The following is a 20,654-nucleotide window of genomic DNA, read 5'->3' on the forward strand; positions in this document are numbered from 1 at the left end:
CGGTGTCCGGCGCCTTGCTGCATCGGCAGCTCAGCCCTCGAACCAGTTGAGCACGGCGTCCAGGCCCGATACGTTGAGCGCGTACGGCGCCTGGCGCCGTACGATGGGCTTGGCGTGATATGCCACGGCGTAGTCGGCCAGCGCCAGCATCCGGAGGTCGTTGGCGCCGTCGCCGAGCGCGATGATCTGGCTGCGCCCGGCGCCGTGGCGTTCGGCGAATTCGCGCAGGTGGCGGGCCTTGGCGTCGCCGTCCAGGATGTCGCCGAGCACGCGCCCGGTGAGCTTGCCTTCGGCGTCGATTTCCAGCGTATTGGCGTGCGCGCTGTCGAGCCCGAGGCGCCCGCGCAGCCGCTCGGTGAAGTAGGTGAAGCCGCCCGATACCAGCAGGGTCTTGATGCCCGCTGCGCGCGCGCTGGACAGCAGGTTCTCGGCGCCGGGATTCAGGCGCAGCTTCTCGGCATAGACGTGCTCGAGCGCCGTGGCCGGCACGCCCTCGAGGAGGCCGACGCGGCGGCGCAGGCTTTCGGCGAAATCCTTGATCTCGCCGCGCATGGCCGCCTCGGTGATGGCCGCGACCTGCGCTCCGCGGCCGGCGTATGCCGCGATCTCGTCGATGCACTCGATATTGATCAGCGTGGAGTCCATGTCCATCGCAAGCACCCGGCAGTCTGCGAGGCGCCGGCCTGCCGGCACGAAGGCCGCATCCACCGCGTGCGCCTCGCTCCAGTCGCGCACTTCGTCGCGGGTCTGCGCATCGGCCTGCACGTCGAGCAGGCGGGCGGCCGTGGTGCTCAGGCGGACGATGCCTTGCGCGCTGGCCAGGGCGGCCAGCTGCTCGGCATGGTCGACGCCCAGCGCCGGAGATTGGATGACGAGATGATAGGTGCTCATGTTGGCCTTGCGCCGCGTGTGGGCAGGAGGGTTATCGGAGGGCGCGCAGGATGGTCCGGACCGCTTCGACGCGGCCGGGCACCTGCGGCGCCTTGATCTCGGCGCGCAGCCTGTCCTGGCCGGCCAGTCTGAGGTGGCGCTGCTTCTGCACCAGCTCGATGATGCGTACCGGGTCCACGGTGGTCTTGGGGCCGAACTGCAGCATGGCCTGGGTCTCGCTGGCGTCGATCTTGACGATGCCCAGCGGCTGCGCGGCCAGGCGCAGGCGGTGGGTGTCCAGCAGGGTCCTGGCGGCGTCCGGCAGCTTGCCGAAGCGGTCTATCAGTTCTTCCTGGATCTGGATGAGATCGTCCTCGTCCTGGGCGTGCGAAAGCCGCTTGTAGATCGAGAGGCGGCCATGGACGTCGGCGCAGTAGTCGGCAGGCAGCAGCGCGGGAGCGTGGAGATTGACCTCGCAGGCCAGGTTGAACGGCGCGTCCAGGTCGGGCTCCTCGCCGGCCTTCAACGCCCGCACCGCCTCGTTGAGCATCTCGTTGTACATGGAGAAGCCCACTTCCTGGATGTTGCCCGATTGCGAATCGCCCAGGATCTCGCCGGTGCCGCGGATCTCCAGGTCATGCATGGCCAGGTAGAAGCCGGAGCCCAGTTCTTCCATGGCCTGGATGGCTTCCAGCCGCTTCCTGGCGTTGGCCGTGATGGCGTCCTCGCCCGGCGTGAGCAGATAGGCGTAGGCCTGGTGGTGCGAGCGGCCCACGCGGCCGCGCAGCTGATGCAGCTGCGCCAGGCCGAAGCGGTCGGCCCGGTGGATGACGATGGTGTTGGCCGAGGGCACGTCGATGCCGGTCTCGATGATGGTCGTGCACAGCAGCACGTTGTAGCGTTGCTGGTAGAAGTCTTTCATGACCTGCTCGAGCTCGCGTTCCGGCATCTGGCCGTGCGCCACGCCGATGCGCGCCTCGGGCACCAGCTCCTCGAGCCGGGCGCGCCGGTTGTGGATGGTCTCCACCTCGTTGTGCAGGAAGTAGGCCTGTCCGCCGCGCTTGAGTTCGCGCAGCAGCGCCTCGCGCAGGGTGCTGCCGTCTTCGCGGCGCACGAAGGTCTTGATGGCCAGGCGCTTCTGCGGCGCCGTGGCGATGACGGAAAAGTCGCGTATGCCCTCCAGCGACATGCCCAGCGTGCGCGGAATGGGCGTGGCGGTGAGCGTGAGCACGTCCACCTCGGCGCGCAGCGCCTTCAGGGCCTCCTTCTGGCGCACGCCGAAGCGGTGTTCCTCGTCGATGATGACCAGGCCCAGCCGCTTGAACTTCACGTCCTTCGACAGGATCTTGTGCGTGCCGATCACCACGTCGACGCGGCCGTCGTTGATGCCTTCGATGGCGCTCGCCACTTCCTTGGAGGACCGGAAGCGCGACAGTTCCACCACGCGTACCGGCCAGTCGGCGAACCGGTCGGAGAAGGTCTGCGCGTGCTGTTCGGCAAGCAGGGTGGTGGGGCACAGCAGGGCCACCTGCTTGCCGTTGGCCACCGCGAGAAAGGCCGCGCGCAGCGCCACTTCGGTCTTGCCGAAGCCCACGTCGCCGCATACCAGGCGGTCCATGGGGCGGCCGGACGTCATGTCCATGATCACGGCCTGGATGGCGGCAGCCTGGTCGGGGGTTTCCTCGAAGCCGAAGCCTTCGGCGAAGGCCTCATAGTCGGCCAGGGGCAGCTTGAAGGCGTAGCCTTCGCGCGCGGCGCGCTGCGCATAGAGCGCCAGCAGCTCGGCCGCGGTGTCGCGCACCTGCCTGGCCGCCTTGCGGCGCGCCTTGTCCCATTGGCCCGTGCCCAGCTGGTGCAGCGGGGCGGCCTCGGGATCGGCGCCGCTGTAGCGCGCAATCACGTGCAGCTGCGATACGGGCACGTACAGCGTGCTGCCGTTGGCGTATTCGAGATGCAGGAATTCCATCTCGCCTTCGCCCATGTCCATGTTCACCAGGCCGTGATAGCGGCCGATGCCATGCTGTGCGTGGACCACCGGATCGCCCGCCCGCAGCTCGGCCAGGTCGCGCACCATGGCCTCGACGTTGCTGGTGCGTTCCTGCGCGCGGCGGCCGCGCCGGCCGGTGCCGGCGTGGCCGGGATAGAGGTCGTTCTCGGTGAGGAACACCAGTCCGGCCGAGGGCACGGCAAAGCCCGCCGTCAGCGGGGCGGCCGTCAGGCCGAAATGCGCGGACGCATCAAGGAAGGCCTGGATCGAATCGGTCTGCGTGTCGGGGGCGGCGTCCATCTCGGACAGCATCTGGGCCAGCGTCTCGCGCCGTCCGGCGGAATCCGCGCACAGCAGGACCCGCCCCTGGTGCCGCGCCAGCAGGGCGCGCAGGCGGCTGATCGGATCCTCTGCGCGGCGCGCCACGCTGACGTCGGGCACCGGAGTGAAGTCCGGATGGGCCTGGCCGTCGGTGAGCGCCAGCCGCGCGAAACCATGGAAGCGCGCATGCAGCGCCTCATGGTCGAGGAACAGCGTCTCGGGCGGCAGCGCCGGGCGCTCACGGTCGCTCTTGAGGAACTGGTAGCGGCCGGCAGTATCCTGGGCGAAGCGCTGCACGGCTTCGTCGATATCGCCGAGCGACACCGTCAGCGTGCCGGGCGCCAGGTAGTCGAACAGCGTGGCCGTCTGGTCGAAGAACAGCGGCAGGTAGTATTCGACGCCGGAGAACGCGATGCCGTTGCCGATGTCGCGGTATGGCAGGGCGCGCGAAGGGTCGCCCTCGAACACCTCGCGAAAGCGCGCGCGGAAGCGGTTGCGCGCTTCTTCGTCCATGGGGAACTCGCGTCCCGGCAGCAGCTGCACTTCGCGTACGGGATAGAGGCTGCGCTGGGTGTCGACGTCGAAGCTGCGTATCGACTCGATCTCGTCGTCGAACAGGTCGATGCGGTAGGGCACGACTGAGCCCATGGGGAACAGGTCGATGAGCCCGCCGCGCAGGCAGAATTCCCCGGGCGCGGTGACCTGGGTGACGTGGCTGTAGTTGGCCAGCACCAGTTGTGCGCGCAGCGCGTTTTCGTCGAGCTTGTCTTTCTGGCGGAACGAGAACGTGTAGGCCGCCAGGAAAGACGGCGGCGCCAGCCGGTACAGCGCCGTAGTGACCGGGACGGTCAGGACGTCGACCTCCTGCTGCATCAGCGCATGCAGCGTGCGCAGGCGCTCGGAGATCAGGTCCTGGTGCGGCGAGAAGGCGTCGTAGGGCAGGGTCTCCCAGTCCGGCAGCTGGCGCACTCTCAGTTCCGGCGCGAACAGCGCGATTTCCGCAGCGAGGCGCTGGGCTTCGAGCGGCGCTGCCGTGAAGACGACCACAGGCCGGGCGGCCCGGCGGGCAAGGTCGGCGAGCAGCCAGGCGTCGCCCGACCCGGGCGGCCGTGGCTGCGCATAGCGCTGGCCGGGCTTGAGGGCAGACAGGGTGGCGGCGGTCGAGGGCAGCGCGGCGGCCGGGGCGAGGGAGGGCGTGGATTCGGGCATCTGGGCGAAGATTATAAAATCACCGGCAATATGTCCGACTCGCTCATCGCCATCGTCCCCGCTGCCGGCATCGGCGCCCGTGCCGTCCGCTCGGGCGAGGCGGCGCTGCCCAAGCAATACCGGCCGCTGGGCGGCCTGCCCATGCTGCGGCGCTCGGTCCAGGCCTTGCTGGCCGACCCCCGCATCCGCGAGGTGCGCGTGGCCGTGGCGCCCGGCGATGGCTGGGCCGAGGCTGCGCTGCGCGGGCTGCCCCGCACGGTCTGGCGTGCGTGCGGCGGCGCCACGCGCGCCGCAACCGTGGCCGCGGCGCTGGCCGACAGCGGCGCCGGGGAGCGTGATTGGGTGCTGGTGCACGATGCCGCGCGCCCGGGCCTGCCGGCGGATGCCCTTGCCCGGCTGATCGATGCCTGTCTCGACGATCCGGTGGGTGGGCTGCTGGCCCTGCCGGTGGCCGACACGGTCAAGGCGGGCTCGACCCGTGTCGCGCGCACCGTCGATCGCGAGGGCCTCTGGCTGGCCCAGACGCCGCAGATGTTCCGCGCCGGCCCGCTGGGCGACGCCCTGGCGGCGGCAGCCGCGTGCGGACTGGCCGCCACTGACGAGGCCAGCGCCATGGAGGCTGCCGGCCATGCGCCGCGGCTGGTGGAGGGGGCGGTGCGCAATTTCAAGGTAACGTGGCCCGACGATTTCGAACTGATGGAAAAATGGCTATGAAGATTCCCTTCCGCGTCGGCCAGGGCTTCGACGTGCACGCGCTCGTCGAGGGCCGTCCGCTCATCATCGGCGGCGTCACCATCCCGCATACGCATGGCCTGCAGGGCCATTCCGATGCCGATGTGCTGCTGCATGCCGTCACCGACGCGCTGCTGGGGGCTGCCGCACTGGGCGACATCGGCCGCCATTTCCCGGATACGGATCCGCAGTACCGCGGCGCCGACAGCCGCCTGCTGCTGCGCGCGGCCATGGAGAAGGTGCGCGCGGCAGGCTGGGCGCCGGTGAACCTGGACGCCACCATCCACGCGCAGGCGCCCAAGATCGGCCCGCATGCGGCCGCCATGGTGGCGAACCTTGCTGCGGACCTCGAACTGGACGCCGGCTGCATCAACATCAAGGCCAAGACCAACGAGAACCTGGGCTTCCTGGGGCGGCGCGAGGGCATCGCAGCCACCGTGGTGGTGCTGGTCGCGGCCGCCTGACGTGGCGGGCGCGGCGCAAGCCGTGCCGCACCTCCCGGCCGGAAAAGAATGAAGCCCCGCGGCGCGGACGCCGGGGGCTTCGGTGCGGCGAGGGGGGCATCGCCGCCTTGGGAGAGAACGTTTACTTGCCCTGGGCGGCCAGCGCCTGGGCAGCGGCGTTGACCACCGCCGCGATGCGGCCGGCGTCGCGCAGCTGCTCGGTGCTCAGGCCATCCTTCTTCAGGTTTTCGTAGTGCGACTGCACGCAGAAGTGGCACTTGCCGATGATGGATGCGGCCAGAGCGAACAGTTCGAAGCGCTTCTTGTCCACGCCGCCGTGGGTGGCGTAGGCGTTCATGCGCAGCTGGGCCGGCAGGCTCTTGAGCTGGGCGTCGCCAGTCATCTCGACGTACGGATACCAGACGTTGTTCATGCCCATCAGCGAAGCGGCGGTCAGGGCAGCATTGGCGTCGGTTTCCGACAGGGCGCCCTTGAACGCCTCGACCAGCATCGGGCTGCGCGCCGCATACGCCGCGGCCAGGGCCGTACCCAGCGCGTCTTCCTGCGCCAGGGTGGAGCGGGCGATGACGGCGTCCAGATTCAGGCGGATGTCCTTGGCCCAATCCGGCAGCTGATCCTTAATTGAAGTCAGGAATTCCATAGTTTTTACCTATATTCTGGCCCAGAGAAAGCCCGGACGAGCCGGGCCGAGTCGCGTATTACAGCGTGGCGCCGCCCACCGAGCGGTTGCACGGGCAGAGCTCATCGGTTTGCAGACCGTCGAGCAGGCGCAGCACTTCTTCGGGGTTGCGGCCGACGTTCAGGTTGTTCACCGACACGTGCTGGATGACGTTGTCGGGATCGACGATGAAGGTGGCGCGCAGGGCAACGCCGGCGCCCTTTTCACGCACGCCGAGCTGGTCGACCAGCGAACCGGTGGTGTCGGCGAACTGGTAGTGGCCCAGCTTGTTGAGGTCGGGATGCTCGCGGCGCCAGGCCAGCTTCACGAACTCGTTGTCGACCGAACCGCCCATCAGCACGGCGTCGCGGTCTTCGAAATCCTTGGCCAGCTTGTTGAAGCCGACGATCTCGGTGGGGCACACGAAGGTGAAGTCCTTCGGGTAGAAGTAGATCACTTTCCACTTGCCGGGGAACGAGCTTTCGGTGATGTCTTCGAACGCCGAAACGCCGTTCTCTTCGTGCTGATTGAAGCCGGGCTTGACGCCGGTGACCTTGAAGGGCTCGAGTTTTTCGCCAACAGTTTTCATGTGTACTCCCAGTGAGTGTGTTGGTGGAGATTCAGGCGAGTGCCTAAGGATGCTAATTTTACGCTATTGATCGTCGATGTCTAATTGATAATTTCTAAATTTGGCTTTGGGCAGCTCTATGCGGGCCACCAAGCCGCCGCCATCGCGCGGCTGCATCCTGAGCGAGCCGCCGACGTGCTTGAGCAGGCGCTCGACGATCGCCAGGCCCAGTCCGGCGCCGCTCACGCCGGTGCGGGCGGCGTCGCCCCGGGAAAAGGGGCGCAGCAGGCGGTCGACTTCTTCGGGCGCAATGCCGGGTCCGCGGTCGCACACCTCGATGGCCAGGATGCTGCCCTCGGATTGCACGGTCATGACCAGGTGGGCCAGCCCGTCGGTGGAACGCCCGTAGCGCCGCGCGTTCTCGATCAGGTTGCTGACGATGCGCTTCAGGTCCAGTGCGGTGATGCGGGCCCTGAGGCCGGGCTCGATGGCGGCTTCCAGCTCGCCGCCCAGGCTGGCAGTGTGGGTGCGTTCGCGTTCGTAGAGTTCGGTGAGCACGGCGGAGATGTCGGTGGCCTGCTGCGGCAGGGTCCCGGCGGGCCGCGCATATTCCATGAGCTGCCCGATGCTGTGGTCGATCTGGGCGAGGTCGTCGTCGATTGCCTGGCGCGCGTCTTCCGAGACGCCGCTCATCTCGATCTCCAGGCGCATGCGCGCCAACGGCGTGCGCAGGTCGTGCGAGATGCCCGCCAGCATCAATTCCCGGTCGGCGTCGGCCTGGCGGAGGTCCTTGGCCATGCGGTTGAACGAGGCGTTGAGGTCGCGGATCTCGAGCGGCCCCTGTTCGGGCAGCGGCGCCGGCGTCTCGCCGCGCGACAGTACCTGGGCGGCGCGGGCGAGCCGCGACAGCGGGCGGTTCACGAACCCTACGCTGACCGCCGCGCCCACCAGCGACAGCAGCAGCGCGGTGGCGCCCCAGCCCAGCCATTCGATGCCGCCGGTCAGGCCGATCTGCTCGCGCTCGAACACCAGCCAGTAGAGGTCCTGGTCGATCTGGAAACTGACCCAGAATCCCGGCACCTGGTTCACGCCCCAGGCGATCTGCGTCTCGGGTCCGAAGCGGGTGCGGATGTGCTGCGCCACGCGCTGCCAGTAGTCGTCGTCCGGCAGCGGTTCGGTGAAGTCGGTGAGTTCGCGCGGATAGACCTGGATGCCTTCGTTGGTGGCGAGGTCCAGCAGCAGCTTGCTGCGCTCCTCGGCATGCGAGTAGATCAGCGCCGTGCGCGTGATGTTGACGGCCGTGATGACCCGTTGCGCCATCTGGTTGGCGCGCGGGCCGAGCTCCATGCTGAAGAACACCTGCAGCCACGCGCCCAGGCTCACCAGCATGAGCGCGGCAAGCAGCAGGAAGGTGCGGCCGAAGAGCCCCAGGCGCAGGCGCGGGGTCAGGCTCTTGAGGAAACGACGCAGGCGTGGCACGTAGGTACGCTGATGCCAGGACCTGGCGTAAGAGTTAGGGCCAATCGACACGCGGCGTCGCCTTGCATGCGCGCACGCGTGCGCCGGGGGAGCGCACACGCCGCTGTGCCGCGGTGTGCAGACTGCTCAGGGGAGTGCTGCGGCGCCTGCGCTTCGCGCCCGGGTGCCCAACGGTATGCGCAGACATGCGGGACCTCGCTGCGTCTGTGCAGGCTCGTCAGCTGCCGCCGTCCGGGACGAACACATAGCCCAGGCCCCAGACGGTCTGGATGAAGACGGGCTTGGACGGGTTGGGTTCGATCAGCTTGCGCAGACGCGAGATCTGCACGTCGAGGCTGCGATCGAAGGCTTCGTATTCGCGCCCGCGCGCCAGTTCCATGAGCTTGTCGCGGGACAGCGGGATCTTGGGATGGCGCGCGAACACCTTCAGCACCGAGAATTCGCCGGTGGTGATGGGCACCTGTTCACCGTTGCGGGTGAGCGTGCGCGTGGAAAGGTTCAGCACATAGGGGCCGAACGCGATGGATTCGTTCTCCTGGCTGGGAGCCCCGGGATGCTCTTCGGTGCCGCGCCGGCGCAGGATGGCGTTGATGCGTGCCAGCAGCTCGCGCGGGTTGAACGGCTTGGAAAGGTAATCGTCGGCGCCCATCTCCAGGCCCACGATGCGGTCGATTTCCTCGGCCTTGGCCGTGAGCATGATGATGGGGGTGTTGTCGTGGCCCCCCCGCAGACGGCGGCAGATCGAAAGGCCGTCTTCGCCGGGCAGCATGAGGTCGAGCACGAGCAGGTCGAAGTGCTCGCGTTGCCATAGCTTGCCCATTTCCTTGGCGTCTTCCGCGACGAAGACGTTGAACCCTTGTTCCGACAGATAGCGCCGCAACAGATCGCGCAGCCGGGGATCGTCATCGACGACCAGGATCTTGCGGATGGGGGTGGTGTTTTGCGTGTTCATGGCCGGAAATGTAACAGCGACGGGAAGCAGCGGCTAGTGGGCGCTCACAAGATATTACACATTGCGCGCAACGGTTGGAATCGCGCTTCCGCCCCTCGGGAAGGCCCCCCGATTTCGTACAATCGCCCCCTATGAACCGGAATCTGCTCGCCTTCGAAACCTCGTCGCCGAGGTGCGGTGTCGCCCTGCTGCGCGAGGCGGGCGCGGCGCCCCGCATCACCCTGCGCGAGCACGACGGCGCCCAGGAGCATGCCGAACGCCTGCTGCCCATGGCCCGGGCGCTGCTGGACGACGCCGGCTTGCGGCCGGCCGATGTGCACGCCGTGGCCTTCGGGCAGGGCCCGGGCGGTTTCACGGGGCTGCGCGTGGCCTGCGGCGTGGCGCAGGGCGTGGCCCTCGGCCTGGGCGTGCCCGTGGTGCCGGTGGTGTCGCACCTGGCGGTGGCCGAGGCCGCGCAGCCCGCCGAGGGCGATGCCGTGCTGGTTGCGCTGGATGCGCGCATGGAGGAAGTCTACCTGGCGGCGTATGCGCGCGGCAGCAGCGGCGCGTGGCAGACATTGCAGTCGCCGCTGCTCGTGCCCGCGGCCGAGGTGCTGCCCTGGTCCGGCTCCCGGCTTGCCGCCTGGCGCGCGGCCGCCGGCCGTCCGCTGGATCTGCTGCTGGCCGGCGATGCCTGGGACGCCTATCCGGCACTCGCCGGGGCGCAGGAACATCGCCGGGCGGTGCAGGCCGTCCGGCCCGGCGCCGCGGCGGTCGCGCAACTGGCCTGGCAGGCCTGGCAGCGCGGCGAGACCGTGGATCCGGCATCGGCTGCTCCTCTCTATGTACGCGACAAGGTCGCCTACACCACGGCCGAGCGCCAGCTCGGGCAGGGCGGCAACCCGCGCGCCGGCAGCACGCTGGTGCGTCCGGTGCTGGCGCCCATGACGCCGGCCGACCTGGACCAGGTGGCGGCGCTCGAGGCCGACGTCCAGGCGTTTCCCTGGACCCGCGGCAATTTTGCGGACGCGCTGGCCGCAGGCTATCCGGCCTGCGTGCTGCGCCTGGACGGCCGCGTGGTCGGGTTCTGCGTACTGATGGCGGCGCCCGACGTGGCCCATGTGCTGGTGCTGGCGGTGGCGCGCGCGCACCAGCGCCAGGGGCTGGGCCGGCAGCTGCTCGACTGGTGCGAGCGGCAGGCCGCCGGGCGCGGCAGCGGCGGGCTGCTGCTCGAGGTGCGGCCTTCCAATACGACGGCGCTGCGGTTCTACGAGCGCCTGGGTTTCCTGCGTGCCGGCGTGCGGCGCGGCTACTACCCCGCGGGGGCAGGGCAGCGCGAGGATGCGCTGGTGATGCAGAAGCCCCTTGTTCCGGGAGCCCCGGCTTGAACGCCGTCCGGCATGGCGTGCCGCAGGCGCCGCGGCCCAATCCGCTGCAGCGCCTCTGGCTGCGGGAAATCGGCATCGAAAAGACCTGGCTGCAAGGGGCAGAGACCGCGCCGATGCCGGTGGCCGCTCCCCCGGCGTCTGTCGGCGCTTCCGGGCCGGGGCCAGGGCCGGCAACGGTCCGACCGGAGGTGGACGTGTCCACCCGCGGAGCGCCGCCGGCCGCGCCCGTCGCGCCGCCCCCCGGGCCAGCGGCCGCGCCGCGTGATCGCGGGCCAGCCCGGACGCCTGCGCCGGCGTCCGTGTCGGACGACGCCGGCCCGGACGCGGCCGAGCGGTTGGCCGCCATCGGCCGGGCCGACCTGCCGGAATTGCGCGCCATGGTCGAAACATGCACCGCCTGCGGGCTGTGCAAGGGCAGGCGCAATGCCGTGTTCGGCATGGGGGCCGAACCGTCGGCGGTGCGCTGGATGGTGGTGGGCGAGGCGCCGGGCGCAGAGGAAGACCGCCAGGGGCTGCCCTTCGTCGGTCGTTCCGGGCAGTTGCTCGACGCGATGCTCGCCTCCGTGGGGATGAGCCGGGAGCGCGATGTCTATATAGCCAACGTGATCAAGTGCCGCCCGCCGGGCAATCGCAACCCCACGCCCGAGGAGATCGCGGCCTGCGGTCCGTACCTGATGCGGCAGATCTCCCTGCTGCAGCCCGAGCGCATCCTGGTGCTGGGGCGGTTCGCGGCGCAGACTCTGCTGGGCACCGATGCCACCATCGGCAGCCTGCGCGGCCGCGCCCATGCGGTGGAGATCGACGGGCGCCGGATTCCCATCGTGGTGAGCTACCACCCTGCCTACCTGCTGCGCAGTCCTTTCGAGAAGGCGCGCAGCTGGCAGGATCTCCGGCTCGCCGCCAGCCTCTGACCCATCCCGAAGGAGCCTCCCATGCCCGTCTCGCCGCCCGCCGCGCTCGTGGGCTCGGCCGCCCACCCCTGGCGCCTGCTCGTCGTCAACGGCAATACCACCGAGACGCTCACCGAGGCGTTGAGGTCGCAGGCGCAGGCGTACTTCGGCGAGGCCGCCCGCATCCGGGCAGTCAGCGCCCGTTTCGGTCCGGCCTACATCGCCAGCCGGGCGGAGGCCGCGGTAGCCGCGCATGCCGTGCTTGAGACGGTGGACGCAGAGATCGCAGCCGCACCGCAGCCGTACGAGGCCTGCCTGATCGCCTGCTTCGGCGAGCCGGGCATCGACGCCGTGCGCGAACGCCATGCTGCGATGCCGGTGGCAGGCATGGCCGAGGCGGCCGTGCTCGGCGCACTGCAGCTGGGCGAGCGCTATGCCATCGTCACCGTGGGCGCGCGCTGGCCTGGCATGCTGCGCGACTACCTGCGCCGGCTGGGCCTGGCGTCGCGCTGCGCCGGCGTGCATGCCTTGCCGGGCCAGGCGCTCGAGTACGCGACGCATGAACCGCGGGCCGTGGCCGAGGTGGGCAAGGGGCTGGAGCGGGCGGCGGCCGAGGGCGCCGACGTGATCATCGTCGCGGGCGCGGCGCTGGCCGGATGCGTCGAGCTCCTGCCCGCGCTGCCGCCGGTTCCGGTCGTGGATTCATACCGGATGGCCCTGGGCCAGCTGGCTGCGCTTGCGGCCCTGGGGCGCGAGCGGGCGGCGGTCGGCCGCAACGCCCGCGCCTGAACCGGCCGGGCGCCTGCCACACGGCCGCCGCCGGCCGCTCTAGTGGTCGGGATGCAGCGCCTTGCCGTGGCCTTCCTGGCCGATCTGCTGCCGCAGGTCGGGATCGGCCTTCAGGTTGCGGTTGCTCCAGCGCATGAACAGCATCATCAGCACCGTGACCAGCAGGCCGAAGATCACGATCACGACGTTGATGGGCAGTTCCAGCCACAGCAGCACGGTGTAGATCGCCACCATGAGCAGGATGTTGAGCTGTTCGTTGAAGTTCTGCACGGCGATGGAGTGGCCGGCCGACAGCAGGACATGCCCCCGGTGCTGCAGCAGCGCATTCATGGGCACCACGAAGAAACCCGCGAGGCCGCCCGTGACGAGCAGCAGCAGATAGACGCTCCATGGCGAGTGCACCAGCGGCATCAGCATCACGACCAGGCCCATCGCCGCGCCGACCGGCAGGACCGACAGCGCGTTGCGCAGCGGGATGCGGCCGGCCAGGGCCGAGCCCACCACGGTGCCTACCGCCGCCACGCCCATCAGCATCGAGGCCTGGTCGAGCCGGTAGCCCAGGTGGCTGCGGCCCCACTCGATCACGATGAGCTGCAGCGTGGCGCCCGCACCCCAGAACAGCGTGGTGACCGCCAGGGAGATCTGCCCCAGCTTGTCGTGCCACAGCACGCGGACGTATCCCGCGAAGGTGCGGGTGAGCTTGATGGGATTCTTCTGCTGCGGCGGATAACGCACGTGGGTGGGCGGAATGAGCAGGTTGCACACCGCCGCCAGCAGGTACACGAAGGCGATCGCCAGGATGGCGGCCTCGGCCGGGGTGTGCACCAGCTTGCCCAGGGCCGGGTGGTGCAGCAGTGCCTGCGACACCTGCGGCGATATCAGCATGCCGCCTAGTACGGTGCCCACGATGATGGACAGCACCGTCAGCCCTTCGATCCAGCTGTTGCCCTTGACCAGCAGGTCGGGCGGCAGCATCTCCGTGACGATGCCATATTTGGCCGGGGAGTAGGCGGCAGCGCCCACGCCCACCAGGCCGTAGGCGGCGCACACCAGGTAGGTCTGGTATTGGGGCGGGACATCCAGGCTGGCGTAGCCGAACATCAGCAGGCAGCCGCATACCTTGAGGGCGTTGGTGACGAACATGACGCGGCCCTTCGGGTACGAATCGGCAAAGGCGCCCACGAACGCGGCCAGCACCACATAGGCCAGCGCGAACGACCATTTCATGGCGGGCGCCATCCAGTCCGGTCCGCTCAACTCCAGGATGAGGGCGATCGCGGCAATGAACAGCGCGTTGTCCGCCATCGAGGAAAAGGCCTGCGCGGCCATGACCAGATAGAACCCGCGTTTCAAAAGAATGTCCCCGCTGTGCGCCGATCGGGCCGGCGGCGTCGAAGTGATACGGCTTTTATGAAAAGTGTCAGCGAGTATAGCGTCCGCCGGGGGGCGAGCCAGGGCGGCGTCCCTGCGGGGCGCCGGGCGCAGTGGGCTGGGGTATCATACGAGCCGTATCCGGCCGGCCCTCCAGGGCCGGTTTCGCAATCTGCGCGGCAGGTCCGTTCAACGCTTCGTTAACCCCCTCCGTCATCGTACCGTGCGCCTTACCCAGCTCAAACTCGCCGGCTTCAAGTCCTTCGTCGATCCCACGGTGATCCCCGTGCCCAGCCAGCTGGTCGGCGTGGTGGGGCCGAACGGCTGCGGCAAGTCGAACATCATCGACGCGGTGCGCTGGGTGCTGGGCGAGGCCAAGGCCTCCGAGCTGCGCGGCGAATCCATGCAGGACGTGATCTTCAACGGCTCGGGCAACCGCAAGCCCGCCGCCCGGGCCTCGGTGGAGATGGTGTTCGACAACAGCGAAGGCCGTGCCGCCGGACAGTGGAGCAGCTACGCCGAGATCTCCGTGCGCCGCGTGCTCACGCGGGACGGCACCAGCAGCTACTACATCAACAACCAGCAGGTACGCCGGCGCGACATCCACGACATCTTCCTGGGCACCGGCCTGGGCGCACGCGGCTACGCCATCATCGGCCAGGGCATGATCAACCGGCTGATCGAGGCCCGGCCCGAGGAGCTCCGCGTGTTCCTGGAAGAGGCCGCCGGTGTGTCGCGCTATAAGGAACGCCGCCGCGAAACCGAGAACCGGCTGTCGGACACCCGCGAGAACCTCACCCGCGTCGAGGACATCCTGCGCGAACTGGGCAGCCAGCTCGAAAAGCTCGAGGCCCAGGCCGAGGTGGCGCGCCAATACCGCGAGCTCGAGGCCGACGGCGAGAAGAAGCAGCATGCGCTGTGGCTGCTGAAGGAAACGGGCGCACGCGAGGAGCGCCAGCGCAAGAGCCAGGAAATGGCCCAGGCGCAGAACGACCTGGAGGCAGCCATTGCGGGCCTGCGCAGCGGCGAAGCGGCGCTGGAGTCGCGGCGCCAGGCGCACTACCAGGCAAGCGACGCGGTGCATGCCGCCCAGGGGCAGCTGTACGAGGCCAATGCGCAGGTCAGCCGCCTGGAGGCCGAGATCCGCCACGTCGTCGATTCGCGCAACCGCCTGCAGGCGCGCCGCGAGCAGCTGCTCGCCCAGATCGCCGAATGGGACAGCCAGCAGCAGCATTGCACCGAACAGCTGGCGCTGGCCGATGAGGATCTCGCCGCCGGCGCCGCCCGGACCGAAGAGGCGCGTGCCCGGGCCGAGGAGGCGCAGGCCGGGCTTCCGGCGATCGAAAGCCGGGTGCGCGAGGCGGCCGCTGCGCGTGATGAAATGCGCGGCGCGCTGGCACGGGTGGAGCAGAACCTGGCGCTGGCCGCCCAGACCCAGCGCGACGCCGATCGCCAGCTGCAGGCGCTGGAGCAGCGTCGCGAGCGGCTGCAGCAGGAGCTGCGCGAGCTCGATGCGCCCGACCCGGCCAGGCTGGAGCAGCTGGCCGGCGACCGCTACGCAGCCGAGGAGCAGCTCGAGGCGGCCCAGGCCGAACTCGCCACGCTCGAGGCCCGCGTGCCCGAGGCGGATGCCGAGCGCAGCCAGGCCCAGGCCGCCGCCCAGCAGGATGCCCAGAACCTGGCGCGGCTCGAAGCCCGGCTCGCGGCGCTGGTCAAGCTGCAGGAAGACGTGCAGAAACAGGGTGCGCTCGAGCCCTGGCTGGCCAAGCACGAACTGGCCGGGCTGTCGCGGCTGTGGCAGAAGCTGCATGTGGAGCCTGGCTGGGAAACGGCGCTGGAAGCGGTGCTGCGCGAGCGCATGGCGGCGCTGGAGGTGCGCAACCTCGACTGGGCGCGCGCTTTCGCCGACGACGCACCGCCGTCGCGGCTGGCTTTCTACCAGCTGCCGCCGGCAGCCCCTGCGCCGGGCGCGCCGGCCGGCCTCACGCCATTGGCGAGCCTGCTGCGCGTCACCGATCCCGACCTGCGCGCGCTGCTCAATGACTGGCTGCGCGGCATCTATACCGCAACCGACCTGGCCCAGGCGCTGGCCGGGCGCGGCACGCTGCCCGAAGGCGCATGCTGCGTCGTCAAGGCGGGCCACGTGGTCGATGCGCACAGCGTACGCTTCTACGCGCCGGATTCCGAGCAGGCCGGCCTGCTCGGCAGGCAGCAGGAAATCGAGAACCTGCAGCGCGAGATCAAGGCGCAGCAGCTCATCGCCGACCAGGCCCGCGCCGCCGTGGCCCGGGCCGAGGCCGCATGGCAACAGGTCACCCAGGCCATCACGCCGGCCCGCCAGCGCGTGGCCGAGCTGACCCGTCGCCTGCACGACATCCAGCTGGAGCATTCGCGCCTGCAGCAGCAGGCCGAGCAGTCCGGCGAGCGCGCCGCCCGCCTGAACCAGGACCTGGAAGAGCTGGCAGCCCACGAAGAAGACCTGCGCGCCACGCGCGAAGAGGCCGAGGCCCGTTTCGAAACGCTGGACGCGGAACTCGCCGAGCATCAGTCGCGCTTCTCGGATGCCGAGATCGACGGCGAGGGGCTGGCGGCGCAGGCCGAGGCCGCACGCACCCGTCTGCGCGAACTCGAGCGCGCCGCGCAGGAGGCCGAGTTCGCCGAACGCGGCGTGCAGGCGCGCATCACGGAATTGCAGCGCAACCGCCAGCTGGCCATCGACCAGAGCGAGCGCGCGCGGGCGGAGCTGGAGCATCTCGAGGGCGAGCTGGCCGAGTTCGACGCCTCGGCATCCCAGGCGGGGCTGCAGGAGGCGCTGGAACTGCGCGCCGAGCGCGAAGAGGCGCTGACGCGGGCCCGCCAGGAGCTCGACAACCTGTCGGCATTGCTGCGCGAGGCCGACGAGCAGCGCCTCGTGCAGGAGCGCGCGCTCGAACCCCTGCGCGCGCGCATCACCGAGCTGCAGCTGCAGGAGCAGGCGGCGCGCCTGGCCGAAGAGCAGTTCACCGAGCAGTTGGACGCGCGCGAGGTCGATCGCGAGGCCCTGGCCCGCGAGCTGGCCGACATGCCCGAGCAATGGCGGCGGGCCGCTTGGCTGCAGTCCGAGGTGAGCCGCATCTCGCGCCAGATCGACGGACTGGGGCCGGTGAACCTGGCCGCCCTGGACGAGCTGAATACGGCGCGCGAGCGCAAGACCTTCCTCGACTCCCAGCAGCAGGACCTCCTCACCGCCATGGAAACGCTCGAGGACGCGATCCGCAAGATCGATCGCGAGACGCGCGAGCTGCTGCAGGAAACGTTCGACACCGTCAACGGCCATTTCGGCGAGCTCTTCCCCCGGCTGTTCGGCGGCGGCGAGGCCCGGCTCACCATGACGGGCGACGAGATCCTCGACGCGGGCGTGCAGGTCATGGCGCAGCCTCCCGGCAAGCGCAACAGCACCATCCACCTGTTGTCCGGCGGCGAGAAGGCCCTGACCGCCACCGCGCTGGTGTTTGCGCTGTTCAAGCTGAATCCGGCGCCGTTCTGCCTGCTGGACGAGGTGGACGCGCCGCTGGATGACGCCAACACCGAGCGCTATGCCAACCTGGTCAGCGCCATGAGCGAGCAGACCCAGTTCCTTTTCATCTCGCACAATAAAATCGCCATGCAGATGGCCAAGCAGCTGGTGGGCGTTACCATGCAGGAACAAGGCGTTTCGCGTATCGTGGCCGTGGATATCGATTCGGCCGTGCAGATGGCCGCCGAAGCGGCATAACCCGGAATTCGAAGGGCGCCGCCCGGCGGCGTGGAAAGAACACATGAGTGATTTGCAGATCGGGCTGATCGCCCTGGGCGTGCTGCTGATATTGGCTGTGCTGGGCTTCAACTGGTGGCAGGATCGCCGCGTGCGGCGCCGCATGCAGGCCCATTTCCCGGGCAGCGACCAGGATCCGCTGCTGGGGTCCGAAGAAGCCAGGCCGCCTGCAGGCTCGCGCCGCGAGCCCGGGATGGGCATGTCCGGCGCTGCGGAACCCGGTACGGCTGCAGAAGGCGACGACCCGCAGGAACCCGATCCGGCTTGCGAAGTCGTGATCGAAGTCAGCTTCTCCGAGCCGGTGCGCGGGTCGGATCTGGTGCCGGTGCTCCAGGGGCTGCGCCAGGTGGGCCGCAAGCCGCTGCGCCTGTTCGCCTCCACCGACCAGCAGCGCCATCGCGCCCGCATCATCACCCATGAGTCGTACGCTTCGGTGCAGCTCGCCGTGCTGCTGGCCAACCGCAGCGGCCCCCTGACGGCCATCGAGTGGTCGCAGGCCTGGGCCCGTGCCCAGGACCTCGCCGACCGCTTCGACGGCAGCATCGAAGGCCCGGATCAGCAGGCCGTGCTGGAGCAGGCCGCGAAGCTCGACGATACCTGTGCCGCGCTGGATACCCAGGTGGGCCTGACCCTGCTGTTGTCCACCCCGCGTCCTGTGTCCGAGGTCACGGGCCTGGCGCGCGAGCTGGGATTCGCGCCCGACGGCCCGCGCCTGGCATGGCTGGCCGATTCCGGCGTGGTGCGTTTCACGCTGTCGCGGGCCGACGGCGCACCGTTCGACGGCGGCAGCGTCGACCGTCTCTACATGCTGCTCGACGTGCCCTGCAGCCCTGCCGACCCGCGCGCCTTCGGGCGCATGGTCGACGTGGGCCGCGACCTGGCGGCCCGCCTGGGCGCGCACCTGGTGGACGACCAGGGCAAGCCCCTGGCCGAAGGCACCGAGGCCATCATCGACGAACGGCTGCAAGTGCTGTTCCAGCAGCTCGAGCAGGCCGGTTTGCCGGCGGGCGGGGAGCGCGCCCAGCGGGTGTTCGCGTGAGCGGCCCCAAGTCCGGCACGCCCGACGTGGCGGCACGCGCCGCCGCCCTGCGTTCCGAGATCGAGCAGCACAACGTCCGCTACTACGTACACGACCAGCCGACGATCTCCGACGCCGAATACGATGCGCTCATGCGCGAGCTGCTGGAGATCGAGGCCGCGCATCCCGAGCTCGTGACGCCGGAGTCGCCCACCCAGCGGGTCGGCGCGGCGCCGTCCACGCAGTTCGGCGCCGTGCGCCATGCGGTGCCCATGCTCTCGCTGGGCAATGCCTTCGACGACGAAGACGTGGCGGCCTTCGACCGCCGCGTCGCCGACACGCTGCGCGGCGCCGGGCTGCTGGCGCAGGACGTCCAGCCCGACTACTTCTGCGAGCTCAAGCTCGACGGCCTGGCCATCAGCCTGCGCTACGAGGACGGCCACCTGGTGCAGGCGGCCACCCGCGGCGACGGCCAGACCGGCGAAGACGTCACGGCCAACGTCCGTACCATCCGCTCCATTCCCCTCAAGCTCCAGGGGGAGGCGCCGAAGGTGCTGGAAGTGCGCGGCGAGGTGCTGATGAACCGGGCCGATTTCGAGCGCCTGAACCGCAGCCAGGCCGCGCGCGGCGAGAAGGTCTTCGTGAATCCGCGCAACGCCGCCGCCGGCAGCCTGCGCCAGCTCGACCCGCACATCACGGCGCGGCGGCCGCTGCGCTTCTTTGCCTACAGCTGGGGCGAGGTGCATGGCCTGCCGGGGCAGACGCGCTACGACGAGCCCGCGCCGGGGGTGCGCAGCCCGTCCACGCTGCCGTGCGACACCCACAGCGCCATGCTGGACTGGCTGGCCGCGCTCGGCCTGCCCGTGAACATGCGCTACAACCGCAAGGCCGTGGGCGCGGCAGGGCTGCTGGAGGTGTATGCCGACGTGGGCCGGCTGCGCACCGGCCTGCCCTACGACATCGACGGCGTGGTCTACAAGGTGGATTCGCTGCCGGCCCAGCGCGTGCTGGGCTTCGTGGCCCGGGCGCCGCGCTTCGCGCTGGCGCACAAGTTCCCGGCCGAGGAGGCCACCACCGTTCTGCAGGACATCGAAGTGCAGGTGGGCCGCACCGGCGCGATCACGCCCGTGGCCCGCCTGGCGCCCGTATTCGTCGGCGGCGTCACGGTCACCAATGCCACCCTGCACAACGAGGACGAGATCCGGCGCAAGGACGTGCGCATCGGCGATACGGTGATCGTGCGCCGCGCCGGCGACGTGATCCCCGAAGTGGTGGGCCCGGTACTCGAGCAGCGGCCGCCCGACGCGCGGGAATTCGTCATGGTCAGCGCCTGCCCGGTCTGCGGTTCGGCCATCGAGCGTCCCGAGGACGAGGCCGTGGCGCGCTGCACGGGGGGCCTGTTCTGCGCGGCCCAGCGCAAGCAGACGCTGCTGCACGCAGCGGGGCGCAAGGCGCTGGACATCGAGGGCCTGGGTGAGAAGCTGGTCGACCAGCTGGTCGACAGCGGGCGGGTGAAGTCCCTGGCCGACCTGTATAGCCTCGACGCGTTCGAGCTGGCGGCGCTGGACCGCATGGGCAGGAAATCTGCCGAGAACCTGGTGCAGGCCATCGACAAGGCGCGTTCGCCGGCGCTAGGCCGCCTGCTGTTCGCGCTCGGGATCCGGCACGTGGGCGAGACCACCGCCCGCGACGTGGCACGCCACTTCGGCAGCATGGACCGGATCATGGACGCCGACGAGGATGCGCTGCTGGGCGTGCCTGACGTCGGGCCCGTGGTGGCGGGCTCGATACGCCGCTTCTTCGCCGAGCCGCACAATCGCGAGATCGTCCGGCAGCTGGCGGAGCAGGGCGTGCATCCCGTGGCGGAGGCGCCGCTCCAGAGCGGCAACCTGACGGGCAAGACTTTCGTGCTCACCGGCACCATGCCCAACTGGACCCGCGACGAGGCCACGCGCCGGATACTGGCGGCCGGCGGCAAGGTCAGCGGCTCGGTGTCGCGCAAGACCGCCTACGTGGTGGCCGGCGAGGACGCCGGCAGCAAGCTGGCCAAGGCCCAGGAGCTGGGCGTGGCCATCCTGGACGAGGATGGCCTGAAGGCCCTGCTGGGCGAAGGCTGAGCCCCACGGCCCGGCCCGGGCGCAGCATAGACAAAAGGCCCCGGCATGCCACATGCCGGGGCCTTGGCA

General features: G+C 69.8%; 15 protein-coding genes. 8 read left to right on the forward strand and 7 right to left on the reverse strand.

Features of this window, described 5'->3' with window-relative positions:
• Window positions 1-30 precede the first annotated feature (30 nt).
• Both serB and mfd read right to left on the reverse strand, forming a co-directional pair.
• Window positions 31-891 carry a phosphoserine phosphatase SerB gene (serB, locus tag ACYBYQ_RS05555; RefSeq protein WP_459617578.1) on the reverse strand — a complete coding sequence of 287 codons (861 nt, stop codon included), beginning with the start codon at window positions 889-891 and terminating at the stop codon, window positions 31-33.
• Between the two features lie 31 nt (window positions 892-922).
• On the reverse strand, window positions 923-4,387 hold the full coding sequence (gene mfd, locus ACYBYQ_RS05560) for a transcription-repair coupling factor (protein ID WP_459617580.1): 3,465 nt from the start codon (window positions 4,385-4,387) through the stop codon (window positions 923-925).
• A gap of 30 nt (window positions 4,388-4,417) precedes the next feature.
• Between mfd and ispD the strand changes: the two genes are divergently transcribed.
• Both ispD and ispF read left to right on the forward strand, forming a co-directional pair.
• The gene (gene ispD, locus ACYBYQ_RS05565; RefSeq protein WP_459617581.1) at window positions 4,418-5,101 is read left to right on the forward strand and encodes a 2-C-methyl-D-erythritol 4-phosphate cytidylyltransferase; all 684 of its coding nucleotides are present in this window, start codon (window positions 4,418-4,420) and stop codon (window positions 5,099-5,101) included.
• Entirely contained in the window at window positions 5,098-5,583 is a 486-nt protein-coding gene (gene ispF, locus ACYBYQ_RS05570; protein ID WP_459617583.1) for a 2-C-methyl-D-erythritol 2,4-cyclodiphosphate synthase, read from the forward strand. Before ispD ends, ispF begins: the two co-directional genes overlap by 4 nt.
• Window positions 5,584-5,704: 121 nt before the next feature.
• Here the strand turns inward: ispF and ACYBYQ_RS05575 are convergent, their stop codons facing one another.
• The 4 genes from ACYBYQ_RS05575 to risA all read right to left on the reverse strand — a co-directional run bounded on the left by ACYBYQ_RS05575 (window position 5,705) and on the right by risA (window position 9,240).
• On the reverse strand, window positions 5,705-6,223 hold the full coding sequence (locus ACYBYQ_RS05575) for a carboxymuconolactone decarboxylase family protein (protein WP_459617585.1): 519 nt from the start codon (window positions 6,221-6,223) through the stop codon (window positions 5,705-5,707).
• A gap of 58 nt (window positions 6,224-6,281) precedes the next feature.
• On the reverse strand, window positions 6,282-6,830 hold the full coding sequence (locus ACYBYQ_RS05580) for a peroxiredoxin (RefSeq protein ID WP_459617587.1): 549 nt from the start codon (window positions 6,828-6,830) through the stop codon (window positions 6,282-6,284).
• Window positions 6,831-6,893: 63 nt separating this feature from the next.
• Complete coding sequence (risS, locus tag ACYBYQ_RS05585; protein WP_459617589.1) at window positions 6,894-8,288, reverse strand: sensor histidine kinase RisS; 1,395 nt, start codon at window positions 8,286-8,288, stop codon at window positions 6,894-6,896.
• A gap of 217 nt (window positions 8,289-8,505) precedes the next feature.
• Window positions 8,506-9,240 (reverse strand): response regulator transcription factor RisA, encoded by a 735-nt coding sequence (gene risA, locus ACYBYQ_RS05590; RefSeq protein WP_015040250.1) that lies wholly within the window; start codon window positions 9,238-9,240, stop codon window positions 8,506-8,508.
• 131 nt (window positions 9,241-9,371) lie between these two features.
• On the opposite strand from risA, the gene tsaB reads away from it, so the two are divergent.
• From tsaB to ACYBYQ_RS05605, 3 genes are read left to right on the forward strand one after another with little or no spacing between them, the layout of a single operon-like run.
• The gene (gene tsaB, locus ACYBYQ_RS05595; protein WP_459617591.1) at window positions 9,372-10,607 is read left to right on the forward strand and encodes a tRNA (adenosine(37)-N6)-threonylcarbamoyltransferase complex dimerization subunit type 1 TsaB; all 1,236 of its coding nucleotides are present in this window, start codon (window positions 9,372-9,374) and stop codon (window positions 10,605-10,607) included.
• Window positions 10,604-11,518: a uracil-DNA glycosylase gene (locus ACYBYQ_RS05600; RefSeq protein WP_459617593.1), complete on the forward strand. Its 915-nt coding sequence runs from the start codon at window positions 10,604-10,606 to the stop codon at window positions 11,516-11,518. Before tsaB ends, ACYBYQ_RS05600 begins: the two co-directional genes overlap by 4 nt.
• Window positions 11,519-11,539: 21 nt before the next feature.
• Window positions 11,540-12,286, forward strand: coding sequence for an aspartate/glutamate racemase family protein (locus tag ACYBYQ_RS05605; protein ID WP_459617595.1), 747 nt, complete (start codon window positions 11,540-11,542; stop codon window positions 12,284-12,286).
• Window positions 12,287-12,325: 39 nt separating this feature from the next.
• Here the strand turns inward: ACYBYQ_RS05605 and lplT are convergent, their stop codons facing one another.
• Window positions 12,326-13,639, reverse strand: coding sequence for a lysophospholipid transporter LplT (gene lplT, locus ACYBYQ_RS05610; RefSeq protein ID WP_459617597.1), 1,314 nt, complete (start codon window positions 13,637-13,639; stop codon window positions 12,326-12,328).
• 241 nt (window positions 13,640-13,880) lie between these two features.
• Here lplT and smc point away from each other — a divergent pair, with 241 nt between their 5' ends.
• The 3 genes from smc to ligA are packed head-to-tail and all read left to right on the forward strand — an operon-like array spanning window position 13,881 to window position 20,585.
• Complete coding sequence (gene smc, locus ACYBYQ_RS05615; RefSeq protein WP_459617599.1) at window positions 13,881-17,411, forward strand: chromosome segregation protein SMC; 3,531 nt, start codon at window positions 13,881-13,883, stop codon at window positions 17,409-17,411.
• A gap of 43 nt (window positions 17,412-17,454) precedes the next feature.
• Window positions 17,455-18,489, forward strand: a complete 1,035-nt coding sequence (locus ACYBYQ_RS05620) for a cell division protein ZipA C-terminal FtsZ-binding domain-containing protein (RefSeq protein ID WP_459617601.1) — start codon at window positions 17,455-17,457, stop codon at window positions 18,487-18,489.
• Window positions 18,486-20,585, forward strand: coding sequence for an NAD-dependent DNA ligase LigA (gene ligA, locus ACYBYQ_RS05625; RefSeq protein ID WP_459617603.1), 2,100 nt, complete (start codon window positions 18,486-18,488; stop codon window positions 20,583-20,585). The genes ACYBYQ_RS05620 and ligA overlap by 4 nt, the downstream gene beginning before the upstream one ends.
• Window positions 20,586-20,654 lie beyond the last annotated feature (69 nt).

The organism is Bordetella sp. 2513F2 (assembly GCF_054642735.1).

Bases quoted from the DNA above. Each gene is read 5' to 3' on its own strand.
- mfd (WP_459617580.1), bottom strand. From the start codon at position 4,387: ATGCCCGAATCCACGCCCTCCCTCGCCCCGGCCGCCGCGCTGCCCTCG.
- ACYBYQ_RS05580 (WP_459617587.1), bottom strand. From the start codon at position 6,830: ATGAAAACTGTTGGCGAAAAACTCGAGCCCTTCAAGGTCACCGGCGTC.
- ispF (WP_459617583.1), top strand. From the start codon at position 5,098: ATGAAGATTCCCTTCCGCGTCGGCCAGGGCTTCGACGTGCACGCGCTC.
- risA (WP_015040250.1), bottom strand. From the start codon at position 9,240: ATGAACACGCAAAACACCACCCCCATCCGCAAGATCCTGGTCGTCGAT.
- ACYBYQ_RS05620 (WP_459617601.1), top strand. From the start codon at position 17,455: ATGAGTGATTTGCAGATCGGGCTGATCGCCCTGGGCGTGCTGCTGATA.
- tsaB (WP_459617591.1), top strand. From the start codon at position 9,372: ATGAACCGGAATCTGCTCGCCTTCGAAACCTCGTCGCCGAGGTGCGGT.
- ACYBYQ_RS05575 (WP_459617585.1), bottom strand. From the start codon at position 6,223: ATGGAATTCCTGACTTCAATTAAGGATCAGCTGCCGGATTGGGCCAAG.
- ACYBYQ_RS05605 (WP_459617595.1), top strand. From the start codon at position 11,540: ATGCCCGTCTCGCCGCCCGCCGCGCTCGTGGGCTCGGCCGCCCACCCC.
- serB (WP_459617578.1), bottom strand. From the start codon at position 891: ATGAGCACCTATCATCTCGTCATCCAATCTCCGGCGCTGGGCGTCGAC.
- ispD (WP_459617581.1), top strand. From the start codon at position 4,418: ATGTCCGACTCGCTCATCGCCATCGTCCCCGCTGCCGGCATCGGCGCC.